Consider the following 24,174-nt stretch of genomic DNA (forward strand, 5'->3'; position numbering starts at 1 on the left):
ATCCTGGTGGAGACCGAGCCCGGATTGTTCGCTCAGCCGCGTCCGTAGCACGACCGCGACGTTCCTGACCAGCGCGCCCCACTCAGTCCAAGCGACGAAAGGGACATCAACTCGCGCAACGCCCTCTCACACTTACCTGGAGTCACAAGAGCTAGAAAAGAATTCTATCGATATCTTGTTCTGTCTATGACTGAGCGTGAACCTGCCCCGCTCAGTGGAGTGATCCGGCCCAGAGGGAGGCGTCAACGCACGTCAAAGCTTGATCACTTAGGGTGGGCGGCGGGGCATTTGCTTCTAGCGATCTTTGGTCGTGGGCTTCTGTAGGTTTGTGTCAAGTTTCACGACGCCCGGGGAAGTCGAGCTTGGGCGGCGTAGTCGTCGATGTGACGGGCGCCGCCGCCTCCGCCGGGCTCTCCTCCTGGTGCCCGACCAGCAGCGGCCGGCGCTTTCATGGCGTCGTCAGGCAGGTCCGCGCGGCCAAGTGAAAGCGGTCGGCCGAAAGTGACGGTCCATTTCGGAAGAGCGGGTCGCTTTCTTTCCGTGAAACTTTCACCCCGGCTGGTCCTCGGAATGCCTCTTTCGCTGTTCATGCGCCGCATTGACCAGGCATGGCGCGGCCATGCCCGACATTGACAATAGGAAGTCAATTGGCCGGTGCGATGTGGTCAGATACCGTCCCCCGCCGGGAGCGCTCCTCTTCACCGGAACCCCGACCGGAACAGGGAGACCGCACGATGCCCCAAGCCGCACTCAACCGCTGGGCGCTGCGCGCCCTGGCCGTGCTGATGTCCATGGCGATGATCTTTGCTGTCCCCCTCGCCGACACCGCCTCCGCGCACGGGTGGTCACTGACCCGGCCTCCCGCAACTACGGATGCTGCCTGCGCTGGGGCAACGACTTCCAGAACCCACCATGCAGCAGCGGGACCCGATGTGCTGGCAGGCGTGGCAGGACAACACCAACGCCATGTGGAACTGGAACGGGCTCTATCGGGACAACGTCGGCGGCAACCACCAGGCCGTCATCCCCAACGGGCAGCTGTGCAGCGCCGGCCAGACGCAGGGCGGCCGGTACCGCTCGATGGACACGCCGGGCGCCTGGACGATGGCGAACCTGCCCAGCACGTTCGACATCGGGCTGACCGACCAGGCCAGGCACGGCGCGGACTACATCAGCGTCTACCGAGGTGCGGGCCAGTGCTCGCGCCTTCAGGCGGGTGGTGAAGGCCCGTGCGGGAAGGCCTCCAAGGGCCTGAGCGTGCCCTGACCCGTACTCTTGGAACCGGTCGTGAGCGCGTCTGGTCTTGTCTCATTTCTGGGGCCGGTCCTGGGACTGGAGGTAGGTGCGGACGGTGGCCTCGCTCGCGTCGCCGGTCGATCCTGCGTAGTAGGAGCGGGACCAGAAGTGGCCGCCCCACAGGTGTGTGTGGACGTGAGCGCTGTATTCCTGGCGGAGGTGGCGGGCCGAGACGCCTTTGAGGGAGTTGTCCAGGGAGGACAGGGCGACCTTGGGCGGGTAGCGGACCAGGAGGTGGACGTGGTCGTGTGCGCCGTTGAAGTCGGTCAGTTCGCAGTCGAACTTCTCGCACACCTCTTTCATGATCTGTTCGCAGCGTTTCAGCATGGGGCCGGTGAGTGCGTCTCGCCGATATTTCGTGACAAACACCAAATGCGTGGTCAGGTCGTGGACGCAGTGACGTCCTGTTCTGATGCCGGGGTTCGGTTCCCATCGCGGTGACATACACCAAACGATAGAATGGGCCGCGTGGGGTTGGAGAAGCGCAACCGTGCTCAGGTCGCCCGCCTGGAGGTGGACCAGCGGCAGAGCGCCGTGTTGGACGGCCAGGCGCACAACGCGCGCCTGCTGTGGAACCTGCTGCACGAGTTCTTCACCTTCCGGCAGGGCCGGTTCGCCTCCCTCGCCCAATGCGACGAGGCCATCCGGGCCGCCCGCAAAGAGATCGACTGGCTCAACGACCTGCCCGCCCAGGCGGCGCAGGCCGTGCTGAAGACCTACCGGCAGGCGTGGGTGAACTTCTTCAACCCCGACCACCCGGCCGGGCGCCCCACGTTCAAGAGCCGATTGCGCTCCCGGATGGCGGTGGACGTCCCCCAGGCGCGGGACCTGAACATCACCCGGATCAACCGGCGGTGGGGCGCGGTCACCATCCCCAAACTCGGCCGGGTCCGCTTCCGGTGGACCAAAGACCTGCCGGGGGTCACGAAGGGCGGCCTGGACGGGAAGATCACCGGGGCGCGGCTGGTGAAGGAGGCCAATGGGTGGCACATCGTGTTCCGTATCCAGACCGAGGAGCCGGCGCCGGCCCCGCATCCGGGACCGCACACCGCGATCGACCGGGGCATCGCCGTACCGTTGGCGCTGGCCACCGGAGAGAAGATCTTCCACCGTGACCAGTGGCTGACCGGCGGGGAACAGCGGCGCCTGCTCCGCCTGGAACGCAAAGCCGCCCGCCAGAAACGAGCCGCGACACCCGGACAGCCTGCCAGTAACCGGCTGAAGCACACCTACGACCAGATTGCCGGCCTGCGCGCCAAAGCCAAGCGCCGGGCCATCGACTGGCAGCACCAGACCACCACCCAGCTCACCGACCGGTTCTCCGTCATCGTGCTGGAAGACCTCAAGGTCACGAACATGATGGCGAGCGCCTCCGGCACCCCCGAACAGCCGGGCAGGAACGTCGCCCAAAAACGGGGCCTGAATCGGGCCATCGCCGGCGAGGCGTGGGGCCGCACCGCCGAGTTCCTCACCTACAAGGCCACCGCCAAGGGCGGCAAGGTCGTCCTCGTCCCGGCGCCGGGCACTAGCCAGGAATGCCACGCCTGCCACACGATCATCGAGGGCTCCCGGGAGAGTCAGTCCCGGTTTGTGTGCAAGAACACCGTCTGCGGGTGGATCGGCAACGCCGACGTCAACGCCGCCCGCACCCAGTTGTATCGGTACAACTCAGCCGCCGGACGGGCGGTCACCGGACGTGGAGGCCCTGCCGTATTGGGGCCGCTGAAGCGTCAAGCACCTCATGGCGGGACTACCCACGCCGCCCCGCAACGGGTGGCAGCGTAGCGGCCATGAGAATCCTCCCCATTCATATTCATGGGAAGGAGCACGTCAAACGATCTGGAAGGCCTCGCACACACATGGACCAGACGTACTACTTCTGCAGCGACGTCAACTTCACCTGAGCCTGACTGACGTGGTGTCTCCGCCGGGCGCGGCCCTCGTGTGCGCGCCCGGCGGAGCGCTATGCGTCAGGAAGGAGGGTGCCAAGCGGGCCGAGGTCGAGGTTGAGCTCGTCCTCCGTGATGCCGAAGCGGTCCTTCAGGTCGGTCATGGCCTGGTCGAGGCGCATGAGGGCGAGGCCCAGCGCCTCGGCCTGCGCCCCGGTGAGGTCGCCCTCGTCCGCGCGGCGCAGGGCCTGGCGCTCCATGAGCTGGCGGATCAGCTCGACCAAGGTCAGCACCAGGCAGACGAGGTCGTGCTCGACCTGGTCGGGGTCGGTTTCCAGGCGGCGGGTCATGCCGGCTCCGCGCGGACGGAGGTGATCAGGGCACGCAGGGAGACGCGTACGAGGTCGACCTCGGCGATGGAGATCACCAGGTCGCCGCTCAGCACGACGCCGCCGGCCAGCAGCCGGTCGAGCAGATCGACGAGCGCCACCTCCCGCTGGACGAGCTCCGCGGTCATGCCCGCTCCTCCCCGTCGATCGTGGTGAAGGAGTAGGCGGGCCACGGGCCGGTCACCTCGACGCGCACGTCGTCCCACCGGGCGGCCAGATCGGCCGCGGCCTCCCTGAAGGCGTGGGGGTCCTCGATCAGGTACGCCGCGTTGAGAACCATCACGCCGTCGTGCCCCGACAGCCGGCGATCCTGGAGACGATGCCGGTGGCTGGCGATCGCGTGCGGCGCCAGCCGCGCGTGCACTTGCTCGGCCCGGCCCGCCAGCGCCTGGGTCGCGTCCTCGCGCCGGCGGCGCTGAGCGCCGCGCCGCCGCAGGTATGCCACACCAGGGCCGGGCCGTTGCGCGGGGGAGAACGCGCCCTCAGGCACGTCCCGTGGCGACTGGCCGGCCTGGTGGTCGTCGGCGGGTGAGCCGGTGGGGGCAGTGCCGTACACCTTGACGCCCCATTCCGAGCGGCCCGCCACTCTCGACAGGGCCCGCTCGATTCCACCCCGCCGCTCCTCCAGCAGTTCCTTGACCCGGCGGTCGTCATGGAAGACCGTGGCCAGCCGCACCGGCGCGGTGGGGCCGCGGCCGGCGACCGTCCGCACCACCGCGTCGTGCGCGCGGGCGATCGCCTCCAGCCACGCCAGGTCCTCAAGGTTCTCGCGGAGCGCCCGCTCGCCGTACTCCGGCAGCGGCACCGTGCTGACCACCGCCGTCAGCCCGGAGTGCTCGACCACGCGAACCCGGCTGCCGGACACTCCGGCCACCTCGCCGACCACCGGATCGCGTGCGTTGGTGACGGCGTACAGGTAGACGGCGGTGTCAGTCATGCGGATCCCTCCCCGGCGTCCGCTCCAGCTCGGCGAGCCGAGCGCGCAGCTCGCGGTTTTCCGCCAGGACGTCCCCGCGGGCGCGGGAGGACAGCGACGGGTCGTGTTCCCACCAGTCGATGCCCAGCTCCTTCGCCCGGTCCACCGAGGCGACCAGGAGGCGGATCTTGATGGTGAGCAGCTCGATGTCCAGTAGGTTCACCCGGACGTCGCCGACGACCACGATCCCTTTGTCGAGGACGCGTTCCAGGATGTCGGCCAGGTTGGCGGGGTCGCTGCGGGCAGGCTCGGCAGCGGGCCCGGAGCGTACCCAGGAGATGTCGGCCACGACCTCACCTCCTCGGCGCCCGCAGCAGCCGGTCCAGCAGCTCCTCCTCCCGCGCGGCCGCCTCCTCCTCGGAGATCTCACCGGCGGCCAGGTCGGCTGCCACGTCCTCCAGCTCGCGCCTGATCCGGACCGGGTCGTAGAGCTGTTCCTCCGCGCGGTCGCACAGGAACTCCGCCATCCGGATGACCGCGAACGCGGGCGCGAGCGGCCACGTCACCAGGCCCGAGATCACGACTGCCGCCCTTGCAGCGAGCCCACGAAGTCGTACGGAGGCAACGGACCGACGAGGCGCAGCCGCACGCGGCCCGCCCACTGCCGGCCGAGCTCCTCGATCGCCTGCTCGAACCCGTCCTCCTGCCCCTGCTCGACGAGGAACGCCAGGTTCGCCACCTCGTCCTCCCTGGCGGGCGGGCGCGGCGCCACCTGCTCGGCGTACGGGGACAGCGCGGCCGTCAGCCGGTCGCTGTCGCCGGCCTGTTTGCGGGCCATGGCCCGGGCGATGACCTCGCCGAGTCGCAGGCGCTCGTCGTAGCTGGATTCTTCGGGCACCCCACGGATCCGCTCCCGCAGCTCCAGCACCGCGGGCTCCTCGCGCAGCACCTCCAGGTAGGCGGAGTCGTTCTCGTACCGGCCCTTCACGACCAGTTCGACCCGCCCCCGGATCTGCTCCAGGTCCGCGAGGAACGCGTCCTGATTGGCGGCGAGCAACTCCTCGGCGATCTCCTGCGGTCCCGTCATGGCCGCGCCGAAGCGGAACGGCAGCACGGGGACGCGACGGCGGGCCAGGTTCTCCAGCACCCGCTCGTGGGAGAGCAGGTCGTCGCGGGTACCGAGCGGGCGATCCGCCGGCAGGTCGCTGACCAGGGCGCAGCACCGGTCGTGCGTCACCAGCGTCACGGGCGCGCCGCCGATCCCGGTCACCGGAGCCGGAAGGTTTGTGGTGCTGTGAGTGACACCGTAGATGTACTTGCTGGTCATGACTTTTCACCATCCGTCTCGACGGTCACGCCTTTGACGACGACCTGCGTCTCCTTCTGCGCGGCTGGGCCGATGGGGAGAGCTCCGTGGCGTACGTCGACGGAGATCTCCTCGCCGCGGATGTCGAGCCGTTCGATGGCCTGCGCGTACCGCAGGTACGTTTCGACGCTGGCCACCACGACCCGCGCCTGGATGGTGAGGACTTCTATGCCGATCAGTGAAACCTGAACGAATGCGTCGATCACGAGCCCTTTGTCGAGAATGAGCTCGACGACGTCACCCAGGCCGCTGGAGCCGGAGCGCTCAACGACAGCCGGGGTTGACATGACTTCTCCCTCCTTTGACGCCGCGATGTGAATTTCACCCTGTGTCAGTCCTTGGTCGGCGTCTATGTCGTTTGACCTATTCGTCGAAACCGGCGACATCGGATGACAATCTCGGCTTTTCGGTCGCGGCTGTCGAAACTTTCAGCGGTCTCACACAGGCGGCGGGAGGTCGTTTCCGCTGCTCGTCCCCTATGGAGGGGGATCGGCGACAGCATAGATGGGCGTTGACATGGATCCGGTATTTGTGCGGATTTATGCAGTCAGATACCGTCCTCGACGGGAGCGCTCCGATCACCGGACCCCCGGCTGAACACGGAGCCAGCCGCCCGCCGGACGACCCTCGCGCGTCCGGCGGTCGGCGCCGTGTGCGGCGGCAGGGGCGCTATGTGCGGCGTCGTGCGTCGAGGGACAGGTTCGCAGCGCTGTTACCTGGGGTAGTGGGTGGTTCATGAGTTTCCCCGGCTACACCTCGACGCAGATCGATCCCCGCGCCCGCGGCAAAGAGCTCGGCACACACCGGCGGGAGGCGATCGTCGCCAACCTCGCCGGCTACTCCGACCTGTTCGCCGTCGCGGGCGCCACCGCCACGCAGGTCCGGACGTGGGGCGAGCAGGCGCTCGACCGCGCCGCCGACTGGGCGCCGCACTTGGCGGAGGAGATCGCCGGGATCGCGTCCGGCGCCGGGCTGGAGCCGTGGCAGGTGGCCGTGGTCAACGCCCGCACCGAGATCCTGGCCGCCATCGACGCGGTCGGCGAGGGGGAGTGCTCCACGTCCGTCGTGCTGCCGGGGCCCCGTACGGTGCAGACCTGGGACTGGCATGACCACCTGCGTGACGCGCCCATGTTGTGGGAGCTGGAGAGCAGTCCCGGGCACGTGGTGCGCACCTTCACGGAGGCCGGGGCGCTGGCCAAGATCGGGGTCAACACGGCCGGGCTCGGCATCCACTTCAACATCCTGCGCCACGAGTCCGACAACGACGATCTCGGCGTGCCGGTGCACCTGATCGCCCGCAGGATCCTGGAGGACGCCGCCACCGTCGAAGACGCCATTGCCGTCGCCTACTCCGCGCAGGTTTCCGCCTCCACCGTCATCACCGCCGTGACCTCGGACGACGCCGCCTCGATCGAGATCTCCCCGGCCGGGGTCGGTGTCATCGAGCCCGAGAGCGGCGTGTTGCAACACTGCAACCACTTCCTCAACTCCCACCTTGCGGCGGGGGAGCGGCACGCCACCGACCGGCCCAGCACGTACGCCAGGCTCCAGCACCTGGAGGCCAATACCGGGGGCCTGAGCAGCGACGACCACACCACGCGGGCGCTGGCCATGCTCAGCCATGGCCCCGACGCGCCTGTCTGCGCCCACCCCGACCTGACGCAGCCGATCAACCAGCGGTGGGAGACCGTCGCCACGATCGCGCTCGACGTGCCCGCCGGGCGGCTGCGGGTGCACAAGGGCGGGCCCTGCCAGGTCACGGAGGAGACCTGGCAGACCTTCTGAGCCGGCCCGGAAAGTCGGCTCAGTGGAAGGCGGGGATCCCGGTCAGCGCCTTGCCCAGGACCAGCGTGTGGATCTCCGAGGTGCCCTCGTAGGTCAGGACCGACTCGAGGTTCACGGCGTGCCTGATCACCGGGTATTCGAGGGTGATGCCGCTCGCGCCGAGCAACGTGCGGCAGGTCCTGGCGATCTCCAGGGCCTCGCGCACGTTGTTCAGCTTGCCGGCGCTCACCTGCTCGGGCGTGAGCGTGCCCGCCTCCTTCAGCCGCCCGAGGTGCACGGCGAGCAGCAGGCCCTTGCCCAGCTCCAGCGCCATGTCGGCGAGCTTCTCCTGGGTGAGCTGATACGACGTCAGGGGCCTGGCGAACACCTCACGGTCACCCGCGTAGGCGATGGCCGTCTCCAGGCAGTCGAGCGCCGCCCCCATCGCGCCGAACACGATCCCGAACCTGGCCTCGTTCAGGCAGCCCAGCGGCCCGGACAGGCCGCGCGCGCCCGGCAGCACGGCCGCGTCAGGGAGTCTCACCCCGTCCAACACGAGTTCGCTCGTCACGCTCGCGCGCAGCGACACCTTGCGCTTGATGTCGTGGGCGGTGAAGCCGGGCGTGCCCGCCGGGACCAGGAACCCCCTGATCCCCTCGTCCGTGCGCGCCCACACCACGGCCACGTCCGCGACCGAGCCGTTGGTGATCCACATCTTGGTGCCGTTGAGCACCCAGTCGCCGCCCTCGCGCTTGGCCGTGGTCCGCATGCCGCCCGGGTCGGAGCCGAAGTCCGGCTCGGTCAGGCCGAAGCAGCCGATGCGCTCGCCGGCCGCCATCGCGGGCAGCCATTCCTGCTTCTGCTCCTCGCTGCCGTACTGCCAGATCGCGTACATCGCGAGCGAGCCCTGCACCGACACCAGGCTGCGCAGGCCCGAGTCGGCCGCCTCCAGCTCCAGGCAGGCCAGCCCGTACGCGACCGCGCCGAGGCCGGCGCAGCCGTACCCCTCCAGGTGCATGCCGAGCACGCCGACCTCGCCGAGGGCGCGGGCCAGCTCGCGGGCCGGCAGCTCGCCGCTGTCGAACCAGCCGGCGACGTGCGGCCGGATCTCGCGGTCGCACACCTTCCTGACCGTGGTCCTGATCTCGCGTTCCTCGTCGGTGAGCAGGGTGTCCAGGGCGAACAGCGCGGTCGGGGCGATCATCGTCGTGGCCTCCCGTATTTTGGATCCAATATTGAAAATCCAATATGGCACAGTTAGGGTGCGTTGACCATGGACGTTCTGAATCTGATCGGCGGCCGCTGGGCCGAGGGGGAAGGCGAGGAGTTCGCCGACACCAACCCGGCCCGGCCGGCCGAAATGGTGGCGCGCGGCCGGTTCGCCTCGGCACGGGAGGTCGAGCGGGCCGTCGCCGCGGCCCGCGAGGCCGCGCCCGGCTGGGCGGCCACCCCGCACCATGCCCGCGCGGCCGTCCTGCTGGGCGCGGCGGACATCGTGGACCGCGAGGCCGGCGCGTGGGGCGCCGAGCTGGCCCGCGAGGAGGGCAAGACGCTGCCCGAGGCGGTCGCCGAGGTGCGCGGCGCGGCCCGCATCCTGCGGTATTACGCGGGCGAGGCCGACCGGGAGAGCGGCGAGATCTACGCCTCGCCCCGGCCGGGCGAGAACGTCCTCGTCGTCCGCAAGCCGATCGGCGTCATCGGCATGATCACGCCGTTCAACTTCCCGATCGCCATCCCGGCCTGGAAGGTCGGACCCGCGCTCAGCTACGGCAACACCGTCGTATGGAAGCCGTCGTCACTGGTGCCGCTGCTGGCGTACCGGCTGGCGCGGGCGCTGACGGACGCGGGCCTGCCCGCGGGGGTGCTCAACCTCGTGTACGGCGAGGCGGAGGCGGGCTCCGCCATCGTCGAGCACCCCGGCGTGAACGCGGTCTCCTTCACCGGCTCCACCGCGGTCGGCCGGGCGGTCATCGCCCGCTGCGGTGAGCTGGGCAAGCCGGTGCAGACCGAGATGGGCGGCAAGAACGCCTCCATCGTGCTCGCCGACGCCGACCTGGAGCATGCCGCCGAGCAGGTGTGCCTGGGCGCGTTCCGCTCCACGGGACAGAAGTGCACGGCCACGTCACGGCTCATCGTGGCCTCGGAGGTGGCCGACGAGCTGCTCGAACGCGTCGTCACCCGGGCCTCGCGCTTGGTGGTGGGCGACCCGCTGGAAGCCGGAGTCGAGATGGGCCCCCTGGTCAGCTCGGCCGCCAGGGACCGGGTGTCGGCCGGGGTCGTGCGGGCCGTCGAGGAAGGGGCCAAGCAGCTGGCCGGCGGCGCCTTTGGCGATCGCGAAGGCTGGTTCGCGCCGCCCACCGTGCTCGACCTGCCGGGGACGGGCGTGGAGTTCTGGCACACCGAGCTGTTCGGGCCGGTCCTCGGCGCCGTGCGGGCGGACGGGACCGAGGAGGCGCTGGGGCTGGCGAACCTCAGCGACCACGGCCTGTCCGCCGCCGTCTTCACCCGGGACCTTGGGGTCGCGTTGCAGGCCGTTCAGCGGCTGGAGGTGGGGGTGCTGCACATCAACTCCGAGTCGGCGGGGACGTTCCCGTACGTGCCGTTCGGCGGGACCAAGCAGAGCGGGTTCGGGCCGAAGGAGCAGGGGCGGGCCGCGCGCGAGTTCTTCACCCAGACGATGACCGTCTACCTCGGGGCGCCGCGTGAGCGAGCGTAGCGAGCGAACAAATAGACACAGCACTGTTACTGTCACGCGACCGGCGAAGGAGGGCGCGTGACAGCGGCGCTGTCGGGGCTGCTGGTGGCCGATTTCAGCCGGGTGCTGGCCGGGCCCTACGCCACCATGCTGCTGGCCGACCTCGGGGCCGACGTGGTCAAGGTGGAGCGGCCCGGGGCCGGGGACGACACCCGCGCCTGGGGGCCGCCGTACGGGCCCGGGGGCGAGGCCACCTACTTCCTCGGGGTCAACCGCAACAAGCGCTCGATCGCGCTCGACCTGCGGGCCGACGTGGAGGTGGCGCGGGCCCTGGCGGCCCGCGCGGACGTGCTCGTGGAGAACTTCCGGCCGGGGACGATGGAGCGGCTCGGGCTCGGGTACGACGCGCTGCGCGAGCTGAACCCGGGGCTCATCTACTGCTCGATCACCGGGTTCGGGTCCGGGGCCGGGGCCGGGCTGCCCGGGTACGATCTGATCGCGCAGGCGGTGGGCGGGCTGATGAGCGTCACCGGCGAGCCCGGCGGGCCGGGGACGAAGGCGGGCGTGGCGCTGGTGGACGTGATCACCGGCCTGCACGCCGCCCTCGGCATCCTGGCCGCCCTGCACCACCGCGACCGGACCGGCCAGGGCGGCCGCGTCCTCGACGGCGGCGGGCAGCCGCCGGGTCGCGGCGAAGGCCAGCGCGTCGAAGTCTCGCTCCTGTCTTCGCTCCTGTCCGCGCTCACCAACCATTCCTCGGCCTACGCGGCGGCCGGAGTCGTGCCGCGGGCCATGGGCAATCGGCATCCGAGCATCGTCCCGTACGAGGTGTTCGAGACCGCCGACCGCCCGCTGGTGATCGCGGCCGGCAACGACCGGCTGTTCCAGGCCCTCTGCGCGACGCTGGGCCGCGAGGACCTCGCGCGGGACACCCGCTACGCCACCAACGCCGCCCGGGTGGCCGCCCGCGAGGCGCTGGTCGCCGAGCTGAACGCCGCGCTCAGGGAACGTCCGGCCGATGAGTGGTTCGAGCTGCTCACCGCCGCCGGAGTGCCCTGCGGCCCGATCAACGACCTGGCCGCGGCCTTCGCCCTAGCCGAGGACCTCGGCCTGGAGCCCGCCGTGGAGGTGGGCGGCGTGGGACAGGTGGCCAACCCCATCCGGCTCAGTGCCACCCCGCCCTCCTACCGCCGCCCGCCCCCGGCTCTCGGTGAGGACCAGGGATGGCTTCGTGAGATATTGGGGCCGTGAGCCCGGACGAAGCACGACGCAGGCCGCCGACGGCCCAGCAGTTCGTGCTGGGCGAGCTGCGCCGCGCCATCACGACCGGCCGCCTGCGCCCCGGCACGCCGATCCGGCAGGACGCCCTGGCAGAGGAGCTCCAGGTCAGCCGCGTCCCGCTGCGCGAGGCGCTCAAGACGCTCGAGGGCGAGGGCCTGGTCACCTACAAGGCTCACAAGGGTTATTGCGTCGCGACGCTGTCGCTCGACGACCTGCGCGAGGTCTATCGCATCCGCGAGCTACTGGAGGAGGAGGCCGTGCGGCGCGCCGTCGACCGCCTCACCGACGCCGACCTCGACCGGCTCGAGGCGGCCCAGGACGAGGTCGAGCAGGCCGCCGAGGCAGGCGACGTCCTGGCCATGGCCACCGCCAATCGCCTGTTCCACATGACGGTGTTCGACTGCGCGGGCATGCCGCGGCTGGCCCGCCTGATCAGGACGCTCTGGGACACGACGGACGCCTACCGGTCGATGTACTACGGAGACGCCGGCAACCGGGAGCGAGTGATCAAGGAACATCGCGCCACCCTGGACGCCCTGCGCCGGCGCGCCGCCGACGAGGCCGTCGCGACGCTCAACGTCCACCGCGAACACGCGGTCACCGAGCTGGAGTCCCTCCTTCCCCCGGCTCCGTGAGGGGCAGGGCGCAGATCGGCTCGCCCTTCTGGTCGAGCAGCTCCACGCTGGTCTCCTTCTTGTGGCTCGGCGCCCAGGCAAGCGCCTGCAGGCCGTGCTCCGGGACCATGATGGTCCGGCCCTCGAGCCTGACGGCGCCCACCTCCGCGGACAACCGCACGACGCCGTACGCCACCCACCTGGCCGGCCACGGAAACCACCGGCCCGCGTTGATGTCGGAACGGACCGTGCCGTCCGCCCGGCCGTGCCCGTTGAGCAGGGCGGCCGCCGGGCTCGGGGCCAGCAGGTCGTCAGCGGGTCCCGCGGCGGTGCTGGTGCCGTCGCGCAGGGTCCAGCGGCCGCCGCGGCTCTGCGACAGGATCCAGACGTCGAGCCAGAACAGTCCGACGTCGTCGAGCCGGGCGAAGGCCGTCGCGGCGAGTCGGTCGCCCACGTAGAGGGACAGCGGCGAGAAACGGTGCCGTCCGCCGAGAGTCTCCGGCAGAACCTTCGGCAGTCCGTGAGCTATGAGTCGCCGGGTCTCGGTCGCGGGAGTGTACCCAGGATGGTGAGTACGATCCACGCGCTCATCGTACTCTCCGGCTCAGTTCGCGCACCTGTCGCGGCAGCCGCCGAACCGGGCCGTGTCGGGTTTCGTGAACGCCGTCCCCGGGAGGCCGCTCAGCGCCGCCGTCATGGACTCCTTCCAGATGGGGCCGGGGATCGACGTGCCCTCCACGCGTTCGTAGCGGCGGCCGCCGAGTATGACGTCGACCAGCCTCTGGTCGAACGCGTCCCTGCCAGGGACGCCGAGCGCGACGGCGGAGGCCAGGTCAGGGGTGTAGCCGGCGTACCAGGCCGCGGTGTAGCCGTCGGAGGCGCCCGCCATGCCCGCCGCGTCCCGGCCGAGGCCCTTGAGCGGACCGCGGGCCAGCCCGTCCGCGAGCACGTTCGTCACCGCGTCCGCGACCGCCGGGTCCAGCACGTCGCGGCAGCGTGGAGGAAAGGACCGCAGGACCTTCGAACCGCCGCTGACCTCGGCGACCGCCCTGGGCTCGCACTGCTTGCCGCGGGCGGCGAGTGTGGCGTAGGTGCCCGCGGCCATCACCGGGTCCACCTCGTTGACGCCCAGCGAGAAGGTCTCGTACTCCATCACCTTCTGCCCGTCCGCGCGGGCCAGGCCGAGCCGACGGGCCATGGTCACGCTCTCGCACAGGCCGACCTCTTCCGTCAGCCGGACGAAGAACGTGTTCTCGGCGGCCCAGGTGCCCGACCGCAGGGTCGTGAAGTCGCTGTGATCCCGTTTCGCGTTGACGACCGAATGAACGGGGTCGGCGACATTCTCTCCCTTGCAGTTCTTGAACGCGCTGTACGAGGGCGCGCGATACGCGGCCGCATAGGGGAAGCCGTCCTCGAAGCGCAGCCCGCTTTCCAGCGCGGCGGCCAGCGTGTAGACCATCGCTGTGGACCCCTGCTGGTAGGCGAGCGCGCCCACCTTGTCGACCAGCGGGCGGTTGGTGGCCATCGCCCTGATGTCGCCCGTGCCCGGGACGACCATGGCCAGAGCGGCGATCGGCTTGTCGTCCGATCGCACGCGACGGTCGATGGCCTGCTGGGCGGACTGCTGCAGCCGCCGGTCGACCGTCGTCCTGATGGTCAGGCCGCCGCGCGCCAGCAAGTGCTCGTCCGCCGCGAGCAGCTCGTCGCGCACCCGCAGGCACAGATAGGAGACCCGGCTGCTCACGCAGTCGCCGTTGAACTCCTCCAGGACAGCGCCGGAGACGTCCACCAGCACGCTCTTGCCCACGACTGTGGGCTGGATCGGCAAACGGTCGCGGACCGGCCGCTGCTCGTCCCCGCCGTCGCGGAGCACCAGAAACCCCGCGACCAGTAAACCCGCTGCAGCGACGACGCCTGCGGCAATCCGTAACCCGTTCACCGGCACGCGGGAATTCTAGGGCCGGCCGGTGGGGCGGCGGTGGAGGAGGTCGAACTTCGCCCACATGGCCTCCGCCGCCTCGATCGAGGCGCCCGTACGGGCCGGATCCACGGCCGCCAGCTGCGTGACCAGTGCCTGCGCGACCGCCATCCCGGCCGTCAGCGAGGGGAAGAACGCCTCACCCTCGGCCGGCACCATGACCACCTCCTCGGCCGCGCTCGCCAGGGCGGGGCTGGCCGCGTCCGTCAGCGCGAACACCCGCACCCCGCGCGAGCGGGCCTCGTTGGCGGCCAGCACGGTGTTCTCGTACAGGCGCCAGAAGCTGATGGCGATCAGCACGTCGCCGGAGCGCATGGTGGCCATCGTGTTGGCCAGCTCGGCGTCGCCCGTGGTCACCGCCGTGACGGGGTAGCCGGCGAGGCCGGCGTTGTGCGCCAGGGCCAGGCCGACGGCGGCGTAACTGCCCTCGGCGAGGATCACCGTGCGCCGGGCGGTGGCCACCGCCTCGGCGATCGTGAGCAGCACCGCCTCGTCCACCCGCCGGTTGAGCAGGGCGAGGCTGTCGAGGTCGCGGCGGAGCGACCGGGAGCTGGGCGAGCCGGTGCCGCGGTGCTCGGCGGCGACCTGGCCCGCACTGAGCGAGGAGAGGTAGCGGGCCCGCAACTCCTGCTGGAGCGCCGGCCAGCCGGCGAACCCGAGCGCCTGCGCCGTGCGGGTCACGGTCGCCACGTTGACGCCCGCGACCTGGGCCAGCTCCGCCGCCGATCCGAACGACGCGCGCCGCGGCTGCGACAGCAGCACCTGGAGCACCGCGGCCGCCTTGCCGCGCAGGCCGCGGTCCGGCGTCCGGGCGCCGAGCCAGTCCTCGAAGCTGTCGGTCAACGCATCCTTCTCTCGGGCAGAGCTGCAGGCCGGAAACATGCTACGTGCTCGTAACACATTGCAAAGATTATTGCAGATCGTGGAATCTGCACTGTATGTTGCTGCGAAATCGGTCGAAAGGGTGTGTTCGATGACCTTGTTGGCCCGGCTGGACCGGCTCCCCCTGAGCCGGCCGCACTACCTTCTCCTTCTGATCGGCGGCCTCGGCTACACGTTCGACGGCATGGACTCGGCCGTGGTCGCCTTCCTGCTGCCGAGCGCGCAGGAAGCCTGGGGCCTGAACAACGGCCAGCTAGGTCTGATCGGGTCCGCGACCCCGTTCGGGTTCCTCTTCGGCGCGGCCACCGCCGGGCTGCTCGGCGACCGCATCGGCCGCAAGAAGGTCATGATGTACGCGCTCGCGTTCTATGCCGTCTTCTCCGTGGTCGCCGCGTTCGCGCCCAACTACGAGGTGTTCCTGGCGAGCCGGGTGCTGGCCGGAGCCGGCGCGGGCGCGGAGAGTGCGATCATCGCGCCGTTCCTCTCGGAGTTCGTGCCGGCCAACCGGCGTGGGTGGTTCATCGGCGCGCTGGCCGGGTTCTTCTCCTTCGGGTTCGTCATGGCCGCGCTGATCGGGCGGTTCGTGGTGCCGACGATGGAGGACGGCTGGCGGGTGGCGCAGGTGATCACCGCGCTGCCGATCGTGATGTTGTTGTGGTGGCGCCGATCATTGCCGGAGTCACCACGGTTCCTGCTGCAACACGGCCGGGTGGACGAGGCCGAGGCGGTGGTGACCGACCTCGAACGCCGCGTCGAGCGGGCCACGGGCCGTCCGCTGCCGTCGGTGCCCGAGTCCGCCACGCCGCCCGCGACCAGCACTCCCAAGGTGAACCTGCTCAGCGCGCTGCGCTACCTGTGGAGCCCGGTCATGGCCAAGCGGACCGCCGTCATCTGGCTGATCTGGTTCGTGATCACGTTCTCGTACTACGGGTTCTTCTCCTGGATTCCGACGCTGCTCGTGCAGCGCGGCATCACGGTGACGAAGAGCTTCGAGTTCTCGATCATCATTTACCTGGCGCAGGTCCCGGGCTACTTCTCGGCGGCCTGGTTGTCGGAGCGGCTGGACCGCAAGAACACGATCGCGCTCTACCTGTCCGGGTCCGCGGTCAGCGCGTTCTGGCTGTCGCAGATGGACTCGCCGGTCACGATCACGCTGGCGGGCGCGGTGTTGTCGTTCTTCCTCAACGGCACGTACGCGGGCGTCTACTCCTACACGCCCGAGGTGTTCCCCACCTGGATCCGCGCCACGGGGACCGGGCTGTCGAGTGCGTTCGGGCGGGTGGGCAGCATCCTCGCGCCGACGATCATCGGCCTGTCCGCCGCCAGTCTGGGCTTCGCGGGGGTGTTCGGGCTGACCACGGCGGTCCTGGTGGCGGGCGTCATCTGCGTGGTGGTGTTCGGCTTGTCCACGGCCGGGCGATCGCTGGAAGAGCTGACCGAGCCGGCCAAGGAGGGTGCCAAGTGACAGCACTGGAGGAACTGGAAACACGGGTGCGGAAGGAGTTGGGTGTGCGGCTCTTCACCGTGCTGGCCTGGGCGCCGGAACGGCGGGCGCTGCGCCGCGTCCACACGAGCCATCCCGCTGAATACCCCGTCGGCGGGGAGAAGACCGTGGAGGTCGCGCAGGGCTGGCTGACCACGTGCATTGAGGGGCGCAAGCCGTTCTTCGGACCGGACCGGGTGGCCGTGCGAGAGGTGTTCGCCGATCATGAGCTGATCGAGAGCCTGGGCTGCGGGTCCATCATCAACGTGCCGGTGGTCGAGGGAGGCCAGGTGCTGGGAGTGCTCAACATCCTCGACGCCGAGGGCGCCTACGACGAGGGGTCGGTCGCCGTGGCCGAGTCCCTCGCGCCGCTCGCGGCGCCCGCCCTGCGCCGGGGTGTGCGATGAACCTGCTGCTGCGCAACGCCTTGGTGCTGGACGTCGACTCGGGTGAGTACGCCGAGGGGGACCTGCGGTGCTCGGACGGCCGCGTCGTCGAGGCGGGTCCCGGGCTGCGGGCGCCGTCGGACGTCCGGGTGCTCGACGTGGCGGGCGCGTACGTCGTGCCCGGGCTGATCGACGCGCACGTGCACGTCACGGCCCTGACCGCGGACCTCGGTGCGCTCGGCCGCATGTCCCCGTCGTACGTGGCCGCGCACAGCGCCAGAATCATGGGCGAGATGCTCGGCCGCGGCTTCACCACGGTCCGCGACGTGTCCGGCGCCGACCACGGGCTGGCCGACGCGCAGGCGGAAGGGCTGATCCGGGGGCCGCGGCTGCTGTTCTGCGGCAAAGGGCTGAGCCAGACCGGCGGCCACGCCGACTTCCGCGGCCGAGGCGAGCACGTGAGCGACGACCACCCGTGTTGCGCGGGCGTAGGGCGGGTCGCGGACGGGGTCGACGCGGTCCGCGTGGCCGCCCGCGACGAGCTGCGCAAGGGCGCCCACCACATCAAGGTCATGGCGTCCGGCGGGGTGGCCTCGCCGACCGATCGCATCGACTCGACCCAATACTCGATGGAGGAGCTGCGCGCGGCCGTCGAGGAGGCCGGGGCCGCCAACCGGTATGTGGCCGCGCACGCCTACACCGCCCGCGCCGTCAACCGGGCCCTGGAGGCCGGGGTGCGCTCCATCGAGCACGGCAACCTGATCGACGACCGCAGCGTGGAGCTGTTCCGCGAGCACGACGCGTTCCTGGTGCCGACGCTGGTGACGTACTGGGCGTTGAAGGAGGAGGGCCGGGCGTTCGGGCTCTCGGAGTCGAGCTGGCGCAAGGTCGACGAGGTGCTCGAGGCCGGGCTGGTCGCGCTGGAGCGGGCCGCGCGGGGCGGGGTGCGGCTGGCGTACGGGACGGACCTGCTCGGCGGCATGCAGCGGCACCAGAACCACGAGTTCCGCCTGCGACGGGAGGTGCAGGAGCCGATCGACGTGCTGCGGGCCGCCACGGCCGGCGCGGCCGAGCTGGCCGGGATGACGGGCGAGATCGGCACGCTGGCGGTCGGCGCGCACGCCGACCTGCTGGTGCTCGACGGCGACCCCTTGGAGGACATCGGCGTGCTGGCCGACCCGAAGCACATCCGCCACGTCGTCCAGGCGGGCGCGGTCGTGTCGTAGGACGTGCCGCCGGCAGGCAGGCGCGGTCGTGTCGTAGGACGAGCCCCCGGCACCCGGGCGGGCGTACCGTTTGTTGCGTGACGTCGCTGACGCGGACCGCTCTTGTGATCGTCGCGGTGGTGTTCCTGCTGCTCGGACTGCTGTGGTTGTTCCAGCGGCAGCTGATCTACCTGCCTGACCGGTCCTCTGTGCCGCCGGCCGGGAAGGTCATCCCGGGTGCGCGGGACGTCTCGCTCACGACGGGCGACGGGCTGCGCCTGGGCGCCTGGTACGTGCCCGGCGACCGCGACGTGACCGTGCTGATCGCGGGCGGGAACGCGGGCAACCGGCTGCACCGTGCGCCGCTGGCCAGGGCGCTGGCGGCGCACGGGCTGCCGGTGCTGCTCATGGACTACCGCGGCTACGGCGGCAACCCGGGCACCCCGACCGAGGAGGGGCTGCACCTCGACGTCCGCGCCGCCCGCGCTTTCCTCGGAGACGCCCGGGTGATCTACTTCGGCGAGAGCCTGGGCGCCGGGGTGGTGACCCGGCTGGCGCTGGAGCAGCCGCCGGAGGGGCTGGTGCTGCGCTCGCCGTTCACCGACCTGGCGGCGGCGGGACAGGCCAACTACCCGTTCCTGCCGGTGCGGCTGCTGCTGCGGGATCGGTACCCGGTGGCGGAGCGGATCGCGGCCGTGCGGGCGCCCACGGTGGTCGTGTACGGCACCCGCGACACGATCGTGCCGGCGCGGCTGAGCAGGGCGGTCGCCGAGGCGGCCGGGGGCCGGGTGACGACCGTGGAGATGACCGGCGCGGGGCACAACGACTTGTCCATGCTGACCGGCGACGAGCTGATCCGCGCCGTGGTGAAGCTGGCCGAGGGGATCTAGGCGGTCTTCCGTGCCGTGGCCCGGGGTCAGAGCCAGCTGACCCGCATGCTGGTGGCGGACCCGGCGTCCGGCGGGGTGCCCAGTTCCTCGGTGCGGATGCGCTCCAGCAGCCGGCCGACGGTGTCGACGATCTCCGGAGCCCGGTCACGCAGCCCCGCCACATCCGCCGGCGACACCTCGCTCCGGTCGAATCCAACCTCCTCCAGCACCCCCTCCAGATCGGCCAGCCGCTCACTGAGCCACTTCAACGGCTCGCCGGACAACTCCGTGTCGAACACCCGGGGCCCCGGCTCCCACCCGTCGATGGACGGGTGATGATGGGTGCGATTGAAGCTCCCCGGCGGGCTGTCGACCGACTCCAGCAGGTCGATGCGCCAGAGCGGCCGATCCACGGTGATCGGCCGGGCCGAGTAGATGGACCCCTTCAACTCACCGGCTTCGAGCCGGCGGATCTCCAGCCGCACGCCTCGCTCGGCGCTCTCCTGCCCCGGGATCGGGTCGGGGTCGACGAAGTAGATGTCGCTCACGGCCACGCCGATCCGCTCGAAGCCGAAGAGGTAAAGCACGGGCACCACGTCCTTCGCAGGTCTCGGTGGGAGGCTCTTCCCAACGTAACCCGGCAGGCCCGGACGGTGAACGGCTGCCTCCCTTCGCGGAGGTGTCACGATCCTGAAGTCCTCCGTCACCTGGACGGGTCATATCGTGAAATATTGACCTTGGAGGCGCTTGTGTTCTGGTGTGCACCCCGGTCTTCAAAACCGGTGGACGGCGCGCGGCGTCGTCGGCGGGTTCGATTCCCGTGCGCCTCCGCTCCAGGTTCCCCTAGGACACGAGGCCGCCATGGGCGATGATCCGCGCCGCCGGATCCCGCGTACCGACACCGTCCTGGCCGACCCCCGGGTGGTCCAGGCGGCCAGGGGCGCAGGACGGGCCGTCGCCAAGGCCGCGGTCGTCGCCGCGCAGCAGCGGGCCAGGGAGGGCCGGATCGCACCAGAGGACGTCGTCGCGGCCACCGTGTCCGCCTTGGCCGACGGCCCCCGCCGGGTGATCAATGCCACGGGTGTGCTCGTGCACACCAACCTGGGCCGGGCGCCGCTCTCGCCCGCCGCCGTCGAGGCGATGAGCACGGTCGCCGGGTACACGGACGTCGAGTTCGACCTGGTGACGGGGGAGCGGGCGCGGCGCGGGCGGGCGGCGCTGGCCGCGCTGGCGGCGGCTGTTCCTGACGCGGAGGACGTGCACGTCGTCAACAACAACGCGGCGGCGCTGGTCCTGGCGGCGACCGCGCTGGCGGCCGGGCGGGAGATCGTCGTCAGCCGCGGCGAGATGGTGGAGATCGGGGACGGATTCCGCCTCCCCGACCTGCTCGAATCCACGGGCGCTCGACTGCGCGAGGTCGGGACCACCAACCGCACCCATGCCCGCGACTACGCCGACGCCATCGGCGACGAAACCGGGTTCGTGCTGAAGGTCCACCCGTCCAACTTCCGCGTCGAGGGCTTCACCGCCGCCGCCTCGGTCGCCGAGCTGAGCACGCTGCCGGTGCCCGTGGTGGTCGACGTCGGCTCGGGGCTGCTCGCCCCGGACCCGCTGCTCCCGGACGAGCCCGACGTCGGCACGGCGCTGCGCGACGGCGCCGCGCTGGTGACGGCCAGCGGCGACAAGCTGCTCGGCGGGCCGCAGGCGGGGCTGATCCTGGGCCGCGCCGACCTGGTGCGGCGCCTGCGCCGCCATCCGCTCGCTCGCGCCTTGCGCGTGGACAAGCTGACCCTGGCCGCCCTGGAGGCGACGCTCCGCTCGGACCCACCGGTACGGCTCGCGCTCCACGCCGACCTCGACGGGCTACGCCGCCGTGCCCACCGCCTGGCTGCGCTCCTGTGCACGGGTGATCGGCACGATGGCCGCGAGCGGGGCGGGGCGGGGCGGGTGGCGTGTGAGGTGGTCGAGAGCGTGGCCGTCGTGGGCGGCGGGGGAGCACCCGGTCACGAGTTGCCGAGTGTCGCGCTCGCCCTGCCCGAACGGCTGGCGCTCCCGCTCCGCGTGGGCGCCCCCGCCGTGGTCGGCCGGGTGGCAGGCGGCCGGCTCCTCCTCGACCTGCGCTCCGTGCCGCCCGAACTGGACGAGGAGCTGGCGGAGGCGGTGCGCGCATGTACGTGATCGCCACGGCCGGGCACGTCGACCACGGCAAGTCTACGCTGGTCCGCGCGCTCACCGGCATCGAACCCGACCGGTGGGCCGAGGAACACCGCCGCGGCATGACCATCGACCTCGGCTTCGCCTGGACCACGCTGCCGTCGGGCCGCCGCCTCGCCTTCGTGGACGTGCCGGGGCACGAGCGGTTCGTCACGAACATGCTGGCCGGGCTGGGCCCGGTGCCGGCCGTGATGTTCGTCCTGGCCGCCGACCAGGGCTGGCAGGCCCAGTCCCAGGAGCACTGGGAGGCGATCGAGGCGCTCGGCGTGGAGCGGGGCCTGCTGGTTGTCACCCGGTGCGACCTCATGGATCCCGCACTGGCGGTGGAGGAGGCCCGCGAGCGGATCCCCTCCTGGCCCGTCGTCACGGTGAGCGGCGCCACGGGCGAAGGGCTCGACGACCTGCGCCGCGGGCTCGACCTGCTGGTCTCCTCCCTCCCGCCGCCCGACCCCCGGGCGCCGGTGCGGCTGTGGATCGACCGGGCCTTCACGATCACGGGCGCGGGCACGGTGGTCACCGGCACGCTCGCCGCCGGAACCCTGCGGGCCGGTGACACCCTTGTCCTGGACGGCGAACGGGTACGGGTCAAGGCGGTGCAGGTCACGGGCGAGCCGGTGGACGAGGTCACGGCCACCGCCCGCGTCGCGGTCAACCTGCGCGGCGTCGAACGCGACCGCGTGCTCCGCGGCACGACGCTGCTCACGCCCGACGCCTGGATCGAGACCGGCGTGGTGGACGCGCGACTGGACGGCTGGCCACCGCCGCGTGAGGCCGTCCTGCACATGGGGTCGGCCTCCGTGCCGGTACGCGTCCGCCCCTTCTCCGATCGCACGAGGGCCGCGCGGCTGACGCTGGCGCGGGCGCTCCCGCTGCGTGTCGGTGACCGGGCCCTGCTGCGCTGTTCAGGGCGGCCGATCACGAGCGTGCTGGTGCTCGACGTGCGACCACCGGAGCTGCGCCGCCGAGGCGCGGCCGCGGAACGGGCCGCGCAGCTCGCGCCTTTCGCCGTTCCCGCCGCGGAGCTCGCGCCTTTCGCCGTCCCCGCTGCGGACCCCGCACCCTTCGCCGTCCCCGAGCACCACGGCGGCCGGGCACATGAGCCGGCGAGCCGGGTGCCCGATGCGGCCACTGTGCTGAGCTGGCGCGGGGTGGTGCGGCGGTCCGAGCTGGCCGCGATGGGGTGCGATCCGGCCGGGCTCGACGTGCCCGGCGCCGGTGACTGGATGGTCGACCCCGCGTCGTGGGCGAGCCTGGCGGAGCGGCTCAGGGCGGTCGTGGCCGACCAGCCGGGCATCCCGGTGGACGCCGCGCGCACCGCGCTCGGCCTCCCGGCGCGGGACCTGGTCGAGGCGCTGGTCCAGAGCTGCCCGCCGCTGCACGTGTCCGATGGCCGCATCGACGGCGAGGGCGTGCCCGCGGACGTCGTCGGCGCCGTCGAGCGGTTGCGTGCCGAGCTGGCCGGGGCGCCGTACCTGGCGCCGGAGGCCGCACGGCTGCCCGATCTCGGCCTCGGCAGGCGGGCGGTCGCGCTGGCCGCGCGGGCCGGACTGGTGTTGCGCCTCGCCGACGGCGTGGTGCTCCTGCCCGGCGCCGACACCGAGGCGGCACGGCTGCTGGCGAAGCTGCCGCAGCCGTTCACGGCGAGCGATGCGCGGGCCGCGCTCCAGACCAACCGGCGGGTCGTGATCCCGCTGCTGGAGCACCTCGACAGGCTCCACCTCACCCGCAGGATCGACGACCGGCTGAGGGTCGTCGTGGACAGGGAGCGGCACGATGACTGAGCGGGTGAAGGCCGGGGTCGTGCTGCCGAGGCCGCCGGACGATCCGGGGGAGTGGCTGTCCGACGCGGTGGCGTTCGAGGCGGCCGGGGCCGACGCCCTGTGGGTGGAGCACGGTGCGGCGCCGTCGCTCGATCCGCTCACGCTGACCGCCGCGCTCGCCGCGCTGACCTACCGATCGATCCTGGTCGTGGCCGTGCCCCACACTCCCGCGCCGCAGGTGCTGGCGACGGTGGAGCGGTTGAGCCGCGGACGGCTCACTCTCATCGCCGGTGCCGAGGCGGACGGGGAGAGCCGCGTGCGGCACAGCGGCGACGGCACGTACGAAGAGGACGGGGCGGGGCGGTGGGTGTCCGTCGCCGTGCCGACGGGGCGGGCCGCCTGGCGGGAGACGCTGCGTCTGGCGGCCGAACGCGGCGATCACGGCGTGCTGGTGCCGGCCGATGCGAGACTGCTCGACCTCTTGCGCAATCCGGAGGATCCGGGCGGCCGCCACGACCTTCAACTGGCCCAGGGCTAGACGCGCAGGGAGTCAGATCATACGGTGAACAAAAGGTTGGTACCCAAAGCTTCAGCTGAGGGGAGTTCCGGCCATGGAGGTCAGCCGGAGGCAGTTCCTGAGCATCGGACCGGCAGGGGTGCTCGGCGGCTCCGCTCTGGGGTTCGACCTGACCGAGTCGATCAGGGTCAAGCAGCGGCTGCGCATCGAAGGGGCCACCCTGTCGCACTCGCTCTGCCCGTACTGCGCGGTCGGGTGCTCGCTCATCGCCCACACCAAGAAGGCCGCGAACGGCAAGACGGAGCTGCTGCAGATCGAGGGCGACCCGGACAGCCCGGTCAACGAGGGCACGCTGTGCCCGAAGGGCGCGACGTCGCTGCAGCTGGCCATCTCGCGCAGGCGGGTGCCACACCCGCTCTACCGCGCGCCGGGAGCGGCGGAGTGGAAACAGGTCTCCTGGGAGTTCGCGCTCGACCGGCTCGCCAGGAACATCAAGGCCTCGCGTGACGCCACGTTCGTCACCCAGGACGCCGACGGCAACGTCGTCAACCGCTGCGAGGGCGTCGCCTTCGCCGGCGGGGCGGCGTTCAGCTCGGAAGAGGGTTATCTCGCCACGAAGCTGATGAGGGGGTTGGGCCTGGTTCACCTCGAACAACAGGCCCGTGTTTGA

General features: G+C 71.2%; 28 protein-coding genes and 1 tRNA gene. 16 read left to right on the forward strand and 13 right to left on the reverse strand.

All coding sequences use genetic code 11. The features are described 5' to 3' along the window. Window positions 1-362: 362 nt before the first annotated feature. Entirely contained in the window at window positions 363-485 is a 123-nt protein-coding gene (locus Q9G87_RS08830) for a hypothetical protein (RefSeq protein WP_305915742.1), read from the forward strand. A gap of 427 nt (window positions 486-912) precedes the next feature. After that, complete coding sequence (locus tag Q9G87_RS08835; RefSeq protein ID WP_305915743.1) at window positions 913-1,266, forward strand: lytic polysaccharide monooxygenase; 354 nt, start codon at window positions 913-915, stop codon at window positions 1,264-1,266. 42 nt (window positions 1,267-1,308) lie between these two features. Here Q9G87_RS08835 and tnpA read toward each other — a convergent pair whose 3' ends face one another. Continuing rightward, the gene (tnpA, locus tag Q9G87_RS08840) at window positions 1,309-1,740 is read right to left on the reverse strand and encodes an IS200/IS605 family transposase (protein ID WP_305915744.1); all 432 of its coding nucleotides are present in this window, start codon (window positions 1,738-1,740) and stop codon (window positions 1,309-1,311) included. Between the two features lie 24 nt (window positions 1,741-1,764). Here tnpA and Q9G87_RS08845 point away from each other — a divergent pair, with 24 nt between their 5' ends. Further along, a complete protein-coding gene (locus tag Q9G87_RS08845) occupies window positions 1,765-3,081 on the forward strand; it encodes an RNA-guided endonuclease InsQ/TnpB family protein (protein ID WP_305915745.1) in 1,317 nt (438 codons plus the stop codon). 178 nt (window positions 3,082-3,259) lie between these two features. Here the strand turns inward: Q9G87_RS08845 and Q9G87_RS08850 are convergent, their stop codons facing one another. Genes Q9G87_RS08850 through gvpJ form a run of 7 tightly spaced genes read right to left on the reverse strand, consistent with a single transcriptional unit; the run spans window position 3,260 to window position 6,242 of the window. Further along, complete coding sequence (locus Q9G87_RS08850; RefSeq protein ID WP_305915746.1) at window positions 3,260-3,535, reverse strand: gas vesicle protein K; 276 nt, start codon at window positions 3,533-3,535, stop codon at window positions 3,260-3,262. Beyond that, window positions 3,532-3,702 carry a gas vesicle protein gene (locus Q9G87_RS08855; RefSeq protein WP_305915747.1) on the reverse strand — a complete coding sequence of 57 codons (171 nt, stop codon included), beginning with the start codon at window positions 3,700-3,702 and terminating at the stop codon, window positions 3,532-3,534. Before Q9G87_RS08855 ends, Q9G87_RS08850 begins: the two co-directional genes overlap by 4 nt. Next, window positions 3,699-4,511 carry a GvpL/GvpF family gas vesicle protein gene (locus Q9G87_RS08860; RefSeq protein WP_305915748.1) on the reverse strand — a complete coding sequence of 271 codons (813 nt, stop codon included), beginning with the start codon at window positions 4,509-4,511 and terminating at the stop codon, window positions 3,699-3,701. The genes Q9G87_RS08855 and Q9G87_RS08860 overlap by 4 nt, the downstream gene beginning before the upstream one ends. Further along, a complete protein-coding gene (locus tag Q9G87_RS08865; RefSeq protein ID WP_371825754.1) occupies window positions 4,504-4,839 on the reverse strand; it encodes a gas vesicle protein in 336 nt (111 codons plus the stop codon). The genes Q9G87_RS08860 and Q9G87_RS08865 overlap by 8 nt, the downstream gene beginning before the upstream one ends. A 4-nt stretch (window positions 4,840-4,843) precedes the next feature. Further along, window positions 4,844-5,071, reverse strand: a complete 228-nt coding sequence (locus tag Q9G87_RS08870) for a gas vesicle protein GvpG (protein WP_305915749.1) — start codon at window positions 5,069-5,071, stop codon at window positions 4,844-4,846. Beyond that, the gene (locus Q9G87_RS08875; protein ID WP_305915750.1) at window positions 5,068-5,817 is read right to left on the reverse strand and encodes a GvpL/GvpF family gas vesicle protein; all 750 of its coding nucleotides are present in this window, start codon (window positions 5,815-5,817) and stop codon (window positions 5,068-5,070) included. Before Q9G87_RS08875 ends, Q9G87_RS08870 begins: the two co-directional genes overlap by 4 nt. Beyond that, a complete protein-coding gene (gene gvpJ, locus Q9G87_RS08880; protein ID WP_305915751.1) occupies window positions 5,814-6,242 on the reverse strand; it encodes a gas vesicle protein GvpJ in 429 nt (142 codons plus the stop codon). Before gvpJ ends, Q9G87_RS08875 begins: the two co-directional genes overlap by 4 nt. 349 nt (window positions 6,243-6,591) lie before the next feature. Here gvpJ and Q9G87_RS08885 point away from each other — a divergent pair, with 349 nt between their 5' ends. Next, window positions 6,592-7,641 (forward strand): C45 family autoproteolytic acyltransferase/hydolase, encoded by a 1,050-nt coding sequence (locus Q9G87_RS08885; protein WP_305915752.1) that lies wholly within the window; start codon window positions 6,592-6,594, stop codon window positions 7,639-7,641. 19 nt (window positions 7,642-7,660) lie between these two features. Here the strand turns inward: Q9G87_RS08885 and Q9G87_RS08890 are convergent, their stop codons facing one another. Continuing rightward, window positions 7,661-8,824: an acyl-CoA dehydrogenase family protein gene (locus tag Q9G87_RS08890; RefSeq protein ID WP_305915753.1), complete on the reverse strand. Its 1,164-nt coding sequence runs from the start codon at window positions 8,822-8,824 to the stop codon at window positions 7,661-7,663. Between the two features lie 69 nt (window positions 8,825-8,893). On the opposite strand from Q9G87_RS08890, the gene Q9G87_RS08895 reads away from it, so the two are divergent. Genes Q9G87_RS08895 through Q9G87_RS08905 form a run of 3 tightly spaced genes read left to right on the forward strand, consistent with a single transcriptional unit; the run spans window position 8,894 to window position 12,231 of the window. Beyond that, the gene (locus Q9G87_RS08895) at window positions 8,894-10,336 is read left to right on the forward strand and encodes an aldehyde dehydrogenase family protein (protein ID WP_305915754.1); all 1,443 of its coding nucleotides are present in this window, start codon (window positions 8,894-8,896) and stop codon (window positions 10,334-10,336) included. A 57-nt stretch (window positions 10,337-10,393) separates the two neighbouring features. Further along, complete coding sequence (locus Q9G87_RS08900; protein ID WP_305915755.1) at window positions 10,394-11,566, forward strand: CaiB/BaiF CoA transferase family protein; 1,173 nt, start codon at window positions 10,394-10,396, stop codon at window positions 11,564-11,566. Further along, the gene (locus Q9G87_RS08905; RefSeq protein WP_305915756.1) at window positions 11,563-12,231 is read left to right on the forward strand and encodes a GntR family transcriptional regulator; all 669 of its coding nucleotides are present in this window, start codon (window positions 11,563-11,565) and stop codon (window positions 12,229-12,231) included. The genes Q9G87_RS08900 and Q9G87_RS08905 overlap by 4 nt, the downstream gene beginning before the upstream one ends. On the opposite strand, the gene Q9G87_RS08910 is transcribed toward Q9G87_RS08905, so the two are convergent. From Q9G87_RS08910 to Q9G87_RS08920, 3 genes are read right to left on the reverse strand one after another with little or no spacing between them, the layout of a single operon-like run. Next, the gene (locus Q9G87_RS08910; protein WP_305915757.1) at window positions 12,194-12,793 is read right to left on the reverse strand and encodes a hypothetical protein; all 600 of its coding nucleotides are present in this window, start codon (window positions 12,791-12,793) and stop codon (window positions 12,194-12,196) included. The genes Q9G87_RS08905 and Q9G87_RS08910 overlap by 38 nt on opposite strands. 21 nt (window positions 12,794-12,814) lie before the next feature. Then, complete coding sequence (locus tag Q9G87_RS08915; RefSeq protein ID WP_305915758.1) at window positions 12,815-14,155, reverse strand: hypothetical protein; 1,341 nt, start codon at window positions 14,153-14,155, stop codon at window positions 12,815-12,817. Window positions 14,156-14,164: 9 nt separating this feature from the next. Continuing rightward, window positions 14,165-15,031, reverse strand: coding sequence for a MurR/RpiR family transcriptional regulator (locus Q9G87_RS08920; protein WP_305915759.1), 867 nt, complete (start codon window positions 15,029-15,031; stop codon window positions 14,165-14,167). A 130-nt stretch (window positions 15,032-15,161) separates the two neighbouring features. Here Q9G87_RS08920 and Q9G87_RS08925 point away from each other — a divergent pair, with 130 nt between their 5' ends. The 4 genes from Q9G87_RS08925 (at window position 15,162) to Q9G87_RS08940 (ending at window position 19,034) form a co-directional block, all read left to right on the forward strand. Further along, window positions 15,162-16,535, forward strand: coding sequence for an MFS transporter (locus Q9G87_RS08925; protein WP_305915760.1), 1,374 nt, complete (start codon window positions 15,162-15,164; stop codon window positions 16,533-16,535). After that, on the forward strand, window positions 16,532-16,960 hold the full coding sequence (locus tag Q9G87_RS08930) for a GAF domain-containing protein (RefSeq protein WP_305915761.1): 429 nt from the start codon (window positions 16,532-16,534) through the stop codon (window positions 16,958-16,960). The genes Q9G87_RS08925 and Q9G87_RS08930 overlap by 4 nt, the downstream gene beginning before the upstream one ends. Beyond that, on the forward strand, window positions 16,957-18,165 hold the full coding sequence (locus Q9G87_RS08935) for a metal-dependent hydrolase family protein (protein ID WP_305915762.1): 1,209 nt from the start codon (window positions 16,957-16,959) through the stop codon (window positions 18,163-18,165). The genes Q9G87_RS08930 and Q9G87_RS08935 overlap by 4 nt, the downstream gene beginning before the upstream one ends. A 77-nt stretch (window positions 18,166-18,242) precedes the next feature. After that, complete coding sequence (locus tag Q9G87_RS08940; protein ID WP_305915763.1) at window positions 18,243-19,034, forward strand: alpha/beta hydrolase; 792 nt, start codon at window positions 18,243-18,245, stop codon at window positions 19,032-19,034. 26 nt (window positions 19,035-19,060) lie between these two features. Here the strand turns inward: Q9G87_RS08940 and Q9G87_RS08945 are convergent, their stop codons facing one another. Next, on the reverse strand, window positions 19,061-19,606 hold the full coding sequence (locus Q9G87_RS08945) for a hypothetical protein (RefSeq protein ID WP_305915764.1): 546 nt from the start codon (window positions 19,604-19,606) through the stop codon (window positions 19,061-19,063). A gap of 146 nt (window positions 19,607-19,752) precedes the next feature. Here Q9G87_RS08945 and Q9G87_RS08950 point away from each other — a divergent pair. The 5 genes from Q9G87_RS08950 to Q9G87_RS08970 all read left to right on the forward strand — a co-directional run bounded on the left by Q9G87_RS08950 (window position 19,753) and on the right by Q9G87_RS08970 (window position 24,174). Beyond that, window positions 19,753-19,849 (forward strand) — tRNA-Sec (locus tag Q9G87_RS08950). Between the two features lie 25 nt (window positions 19,850-19,874). Next, a complete protein-coding gene (selA, locus tag Q9G87_RS08955; RefSeq protein ID WP_305915765.1) occupies window positions 19,875-21,191 on the forward strand; it encodes an L-seryl-tRNA(Sec) selenium transferase in 1,317 nt (438 codons plus the stop codon). Further along, on the forward strand, window positions 21,182-23,008 hold the full coding sequence (gene selB, locus Q9G87_RS08960) for a selenocysteine-specific translation elongation factor (RefSeq protein ID WP_305915766.1): 1,827 nt from the start codon (window positions 21,182-21,184) through the stop codon (window positions 23,006-23,008). Before selA ends, selB begins: the two co-directional genes overlap by 10 nt. Further along, entirely contained in the window at window positions 23,001-23,525 is a 525-nt protein-coding gene (locus Q9G87_RS08965) for an LLM class flavin-dependent oxidoreductase (protein WP_305915767.1), read from the forward strand. Before selB ends, Q9G87_RS08965 begins: the two co-directional genes overlap by 8 nt. A 73-nt stretch (window positions 23,526-23,598) precedes the next feature. Next, window positions 23,599-24,174 (forward strand): hypothetical protein, encoded by a 576-nt coding sequence (locus Q9G87_RS08970; RefSeq protein ID WP_305915768.1) that lies wholly within the window; start codon window positions 23,599-23,601, stop codon window positions 24,172-24,174.

Origin of the sequence: Nonomuraea turcica (assembly GCF_030718205.1) — a bacterium.
In the GTDB taxonomy this organism is placed as follows: Bacteria; Actinomycetota; Actinomycetes; order Streptosporangiales; family Streptosporangiaceae; genus Nonomuraea.

What these genes read in the sequence shown, in the direction of transcription:
- Q9G87_RS08965 (WP_305915767.1), top strand. Translation starts at nt 23,001, where the DNA reads ATGACTGAGCGGGTGAAGGCCGGGGTCGTGCTGCCGAGGCCGCCGGAC.
- Q9G87_RS08835 (WP_305915743.1), top strand. Translation starts at nt 913, where the DNA reads ATGCAGCAGCGGGACCCGATGTGCTGGCAGGCGTGGCAGGACAACACC.
- Q9G87_RS08970 (WP_305915768.1), top strand. Translation starts at nt 23,599, where the DNA reads ATGGAGGTCAGCCGGAGGCAGTTCCTGAGCATCGGACCGGCAGGGGTG.
- Q9G87_RS08935 (WP_305915762.1), top strand. Translation starts at nt 16,957, where the DNA reads ATGAACCTGCTGCTGCGCAACGCCTTGGTGCTGGACGTCGACTCGGGT.
- Q9G87_RS08875 (WP_305915750.1), bottom strand. Translation starts at nt 5,817, where the DNA reads ATGACCAGCAAGTACATCTACGGTGTCACTCACAGCACCACAAACCTT.
- Q9G87_RS08925 (WP_305915760.1), top strand. Translation starts at nt 15,162, where the DNA reads ATGACCTTGTTGGCCCGGCTGGACCGGCTCCCCCTGAGCCGGCCGCAC.
- Q9G87_RS08890 (WP_305915753.1), bottom strand. Translation starts at nt 8,824, where the DNA reads ATGATCGCCCCGACCGCGCTGTTCGCCCTGGACACCCTGCTCACCGAC.
- Q9G87_RS08860 (WP_305915748.1), bottom strand. Translation starts at nt 4,511, where the DNA reads ATGACTGACACCGCCGTCTACCTGTACGCCGTCACCAACGCACGCGAT.
- gvpJ (WP_305915751.1), bottom strand. Translation starts at nt 6,242, where the DNA reads ATGTCGCCGGTTTCGACGAATAGGTCAAACGACATAGACGCCGACCAA.
- Q9G87_RS08895 (WP_305915754.1), top strand. Translation starts at nt 8,894, where the DNA reads ATGGACGTTCTGAATCTGATCGGCGGCCGCTGGGCCGAGGGGGAAGGC.
- tnpA (WP_305915744.1), bottom strand. Translation starts at nt 1,740, where the DNA reads ATGTCACCGCGATGGGAACCGAACCCCGGCATCAGAACAGGACGTCAC.
- Q9G87_RS08855 (WP_305915747.1), bottom strand. Translation starts at nt 3,702, where the DNA reads ATGACCGCGGAGCTCGTCCAGCGGGAGGTGGCGCTCGTCGATCTGCTC.
- Q9G87_RS08850 (WP_305915746.1), bottom strand. Translation starts at nt 3,535, where the DNA reads ATGACCCGCCGCCTGGAAACCGACCCCGACCAGGTCGAGCACGACCTC.
- Q9G87_RS08885 (WP_305915752.1), top strand. Translation starts at nt 6,592, where the DNA reads ATGAGTTTCCCCGGCTACACCTCGACGCAGATCGATCCCCGCGCCCGC.
- selA (WP_305915765.1), top strand. Translation starts at nt 19,875, where the DNA reads ATGGGCGATGATCCGCGCCGCCGGATCCCGCGTACCGACACCGTCCTG.
- selB (WP_305915766.1), top strand. Translation starts at nt 21,182, where the DNA reads ATGTACGTGATCGCCACGGCCGGGCACGTCGACCACGGCAAGTCTACG.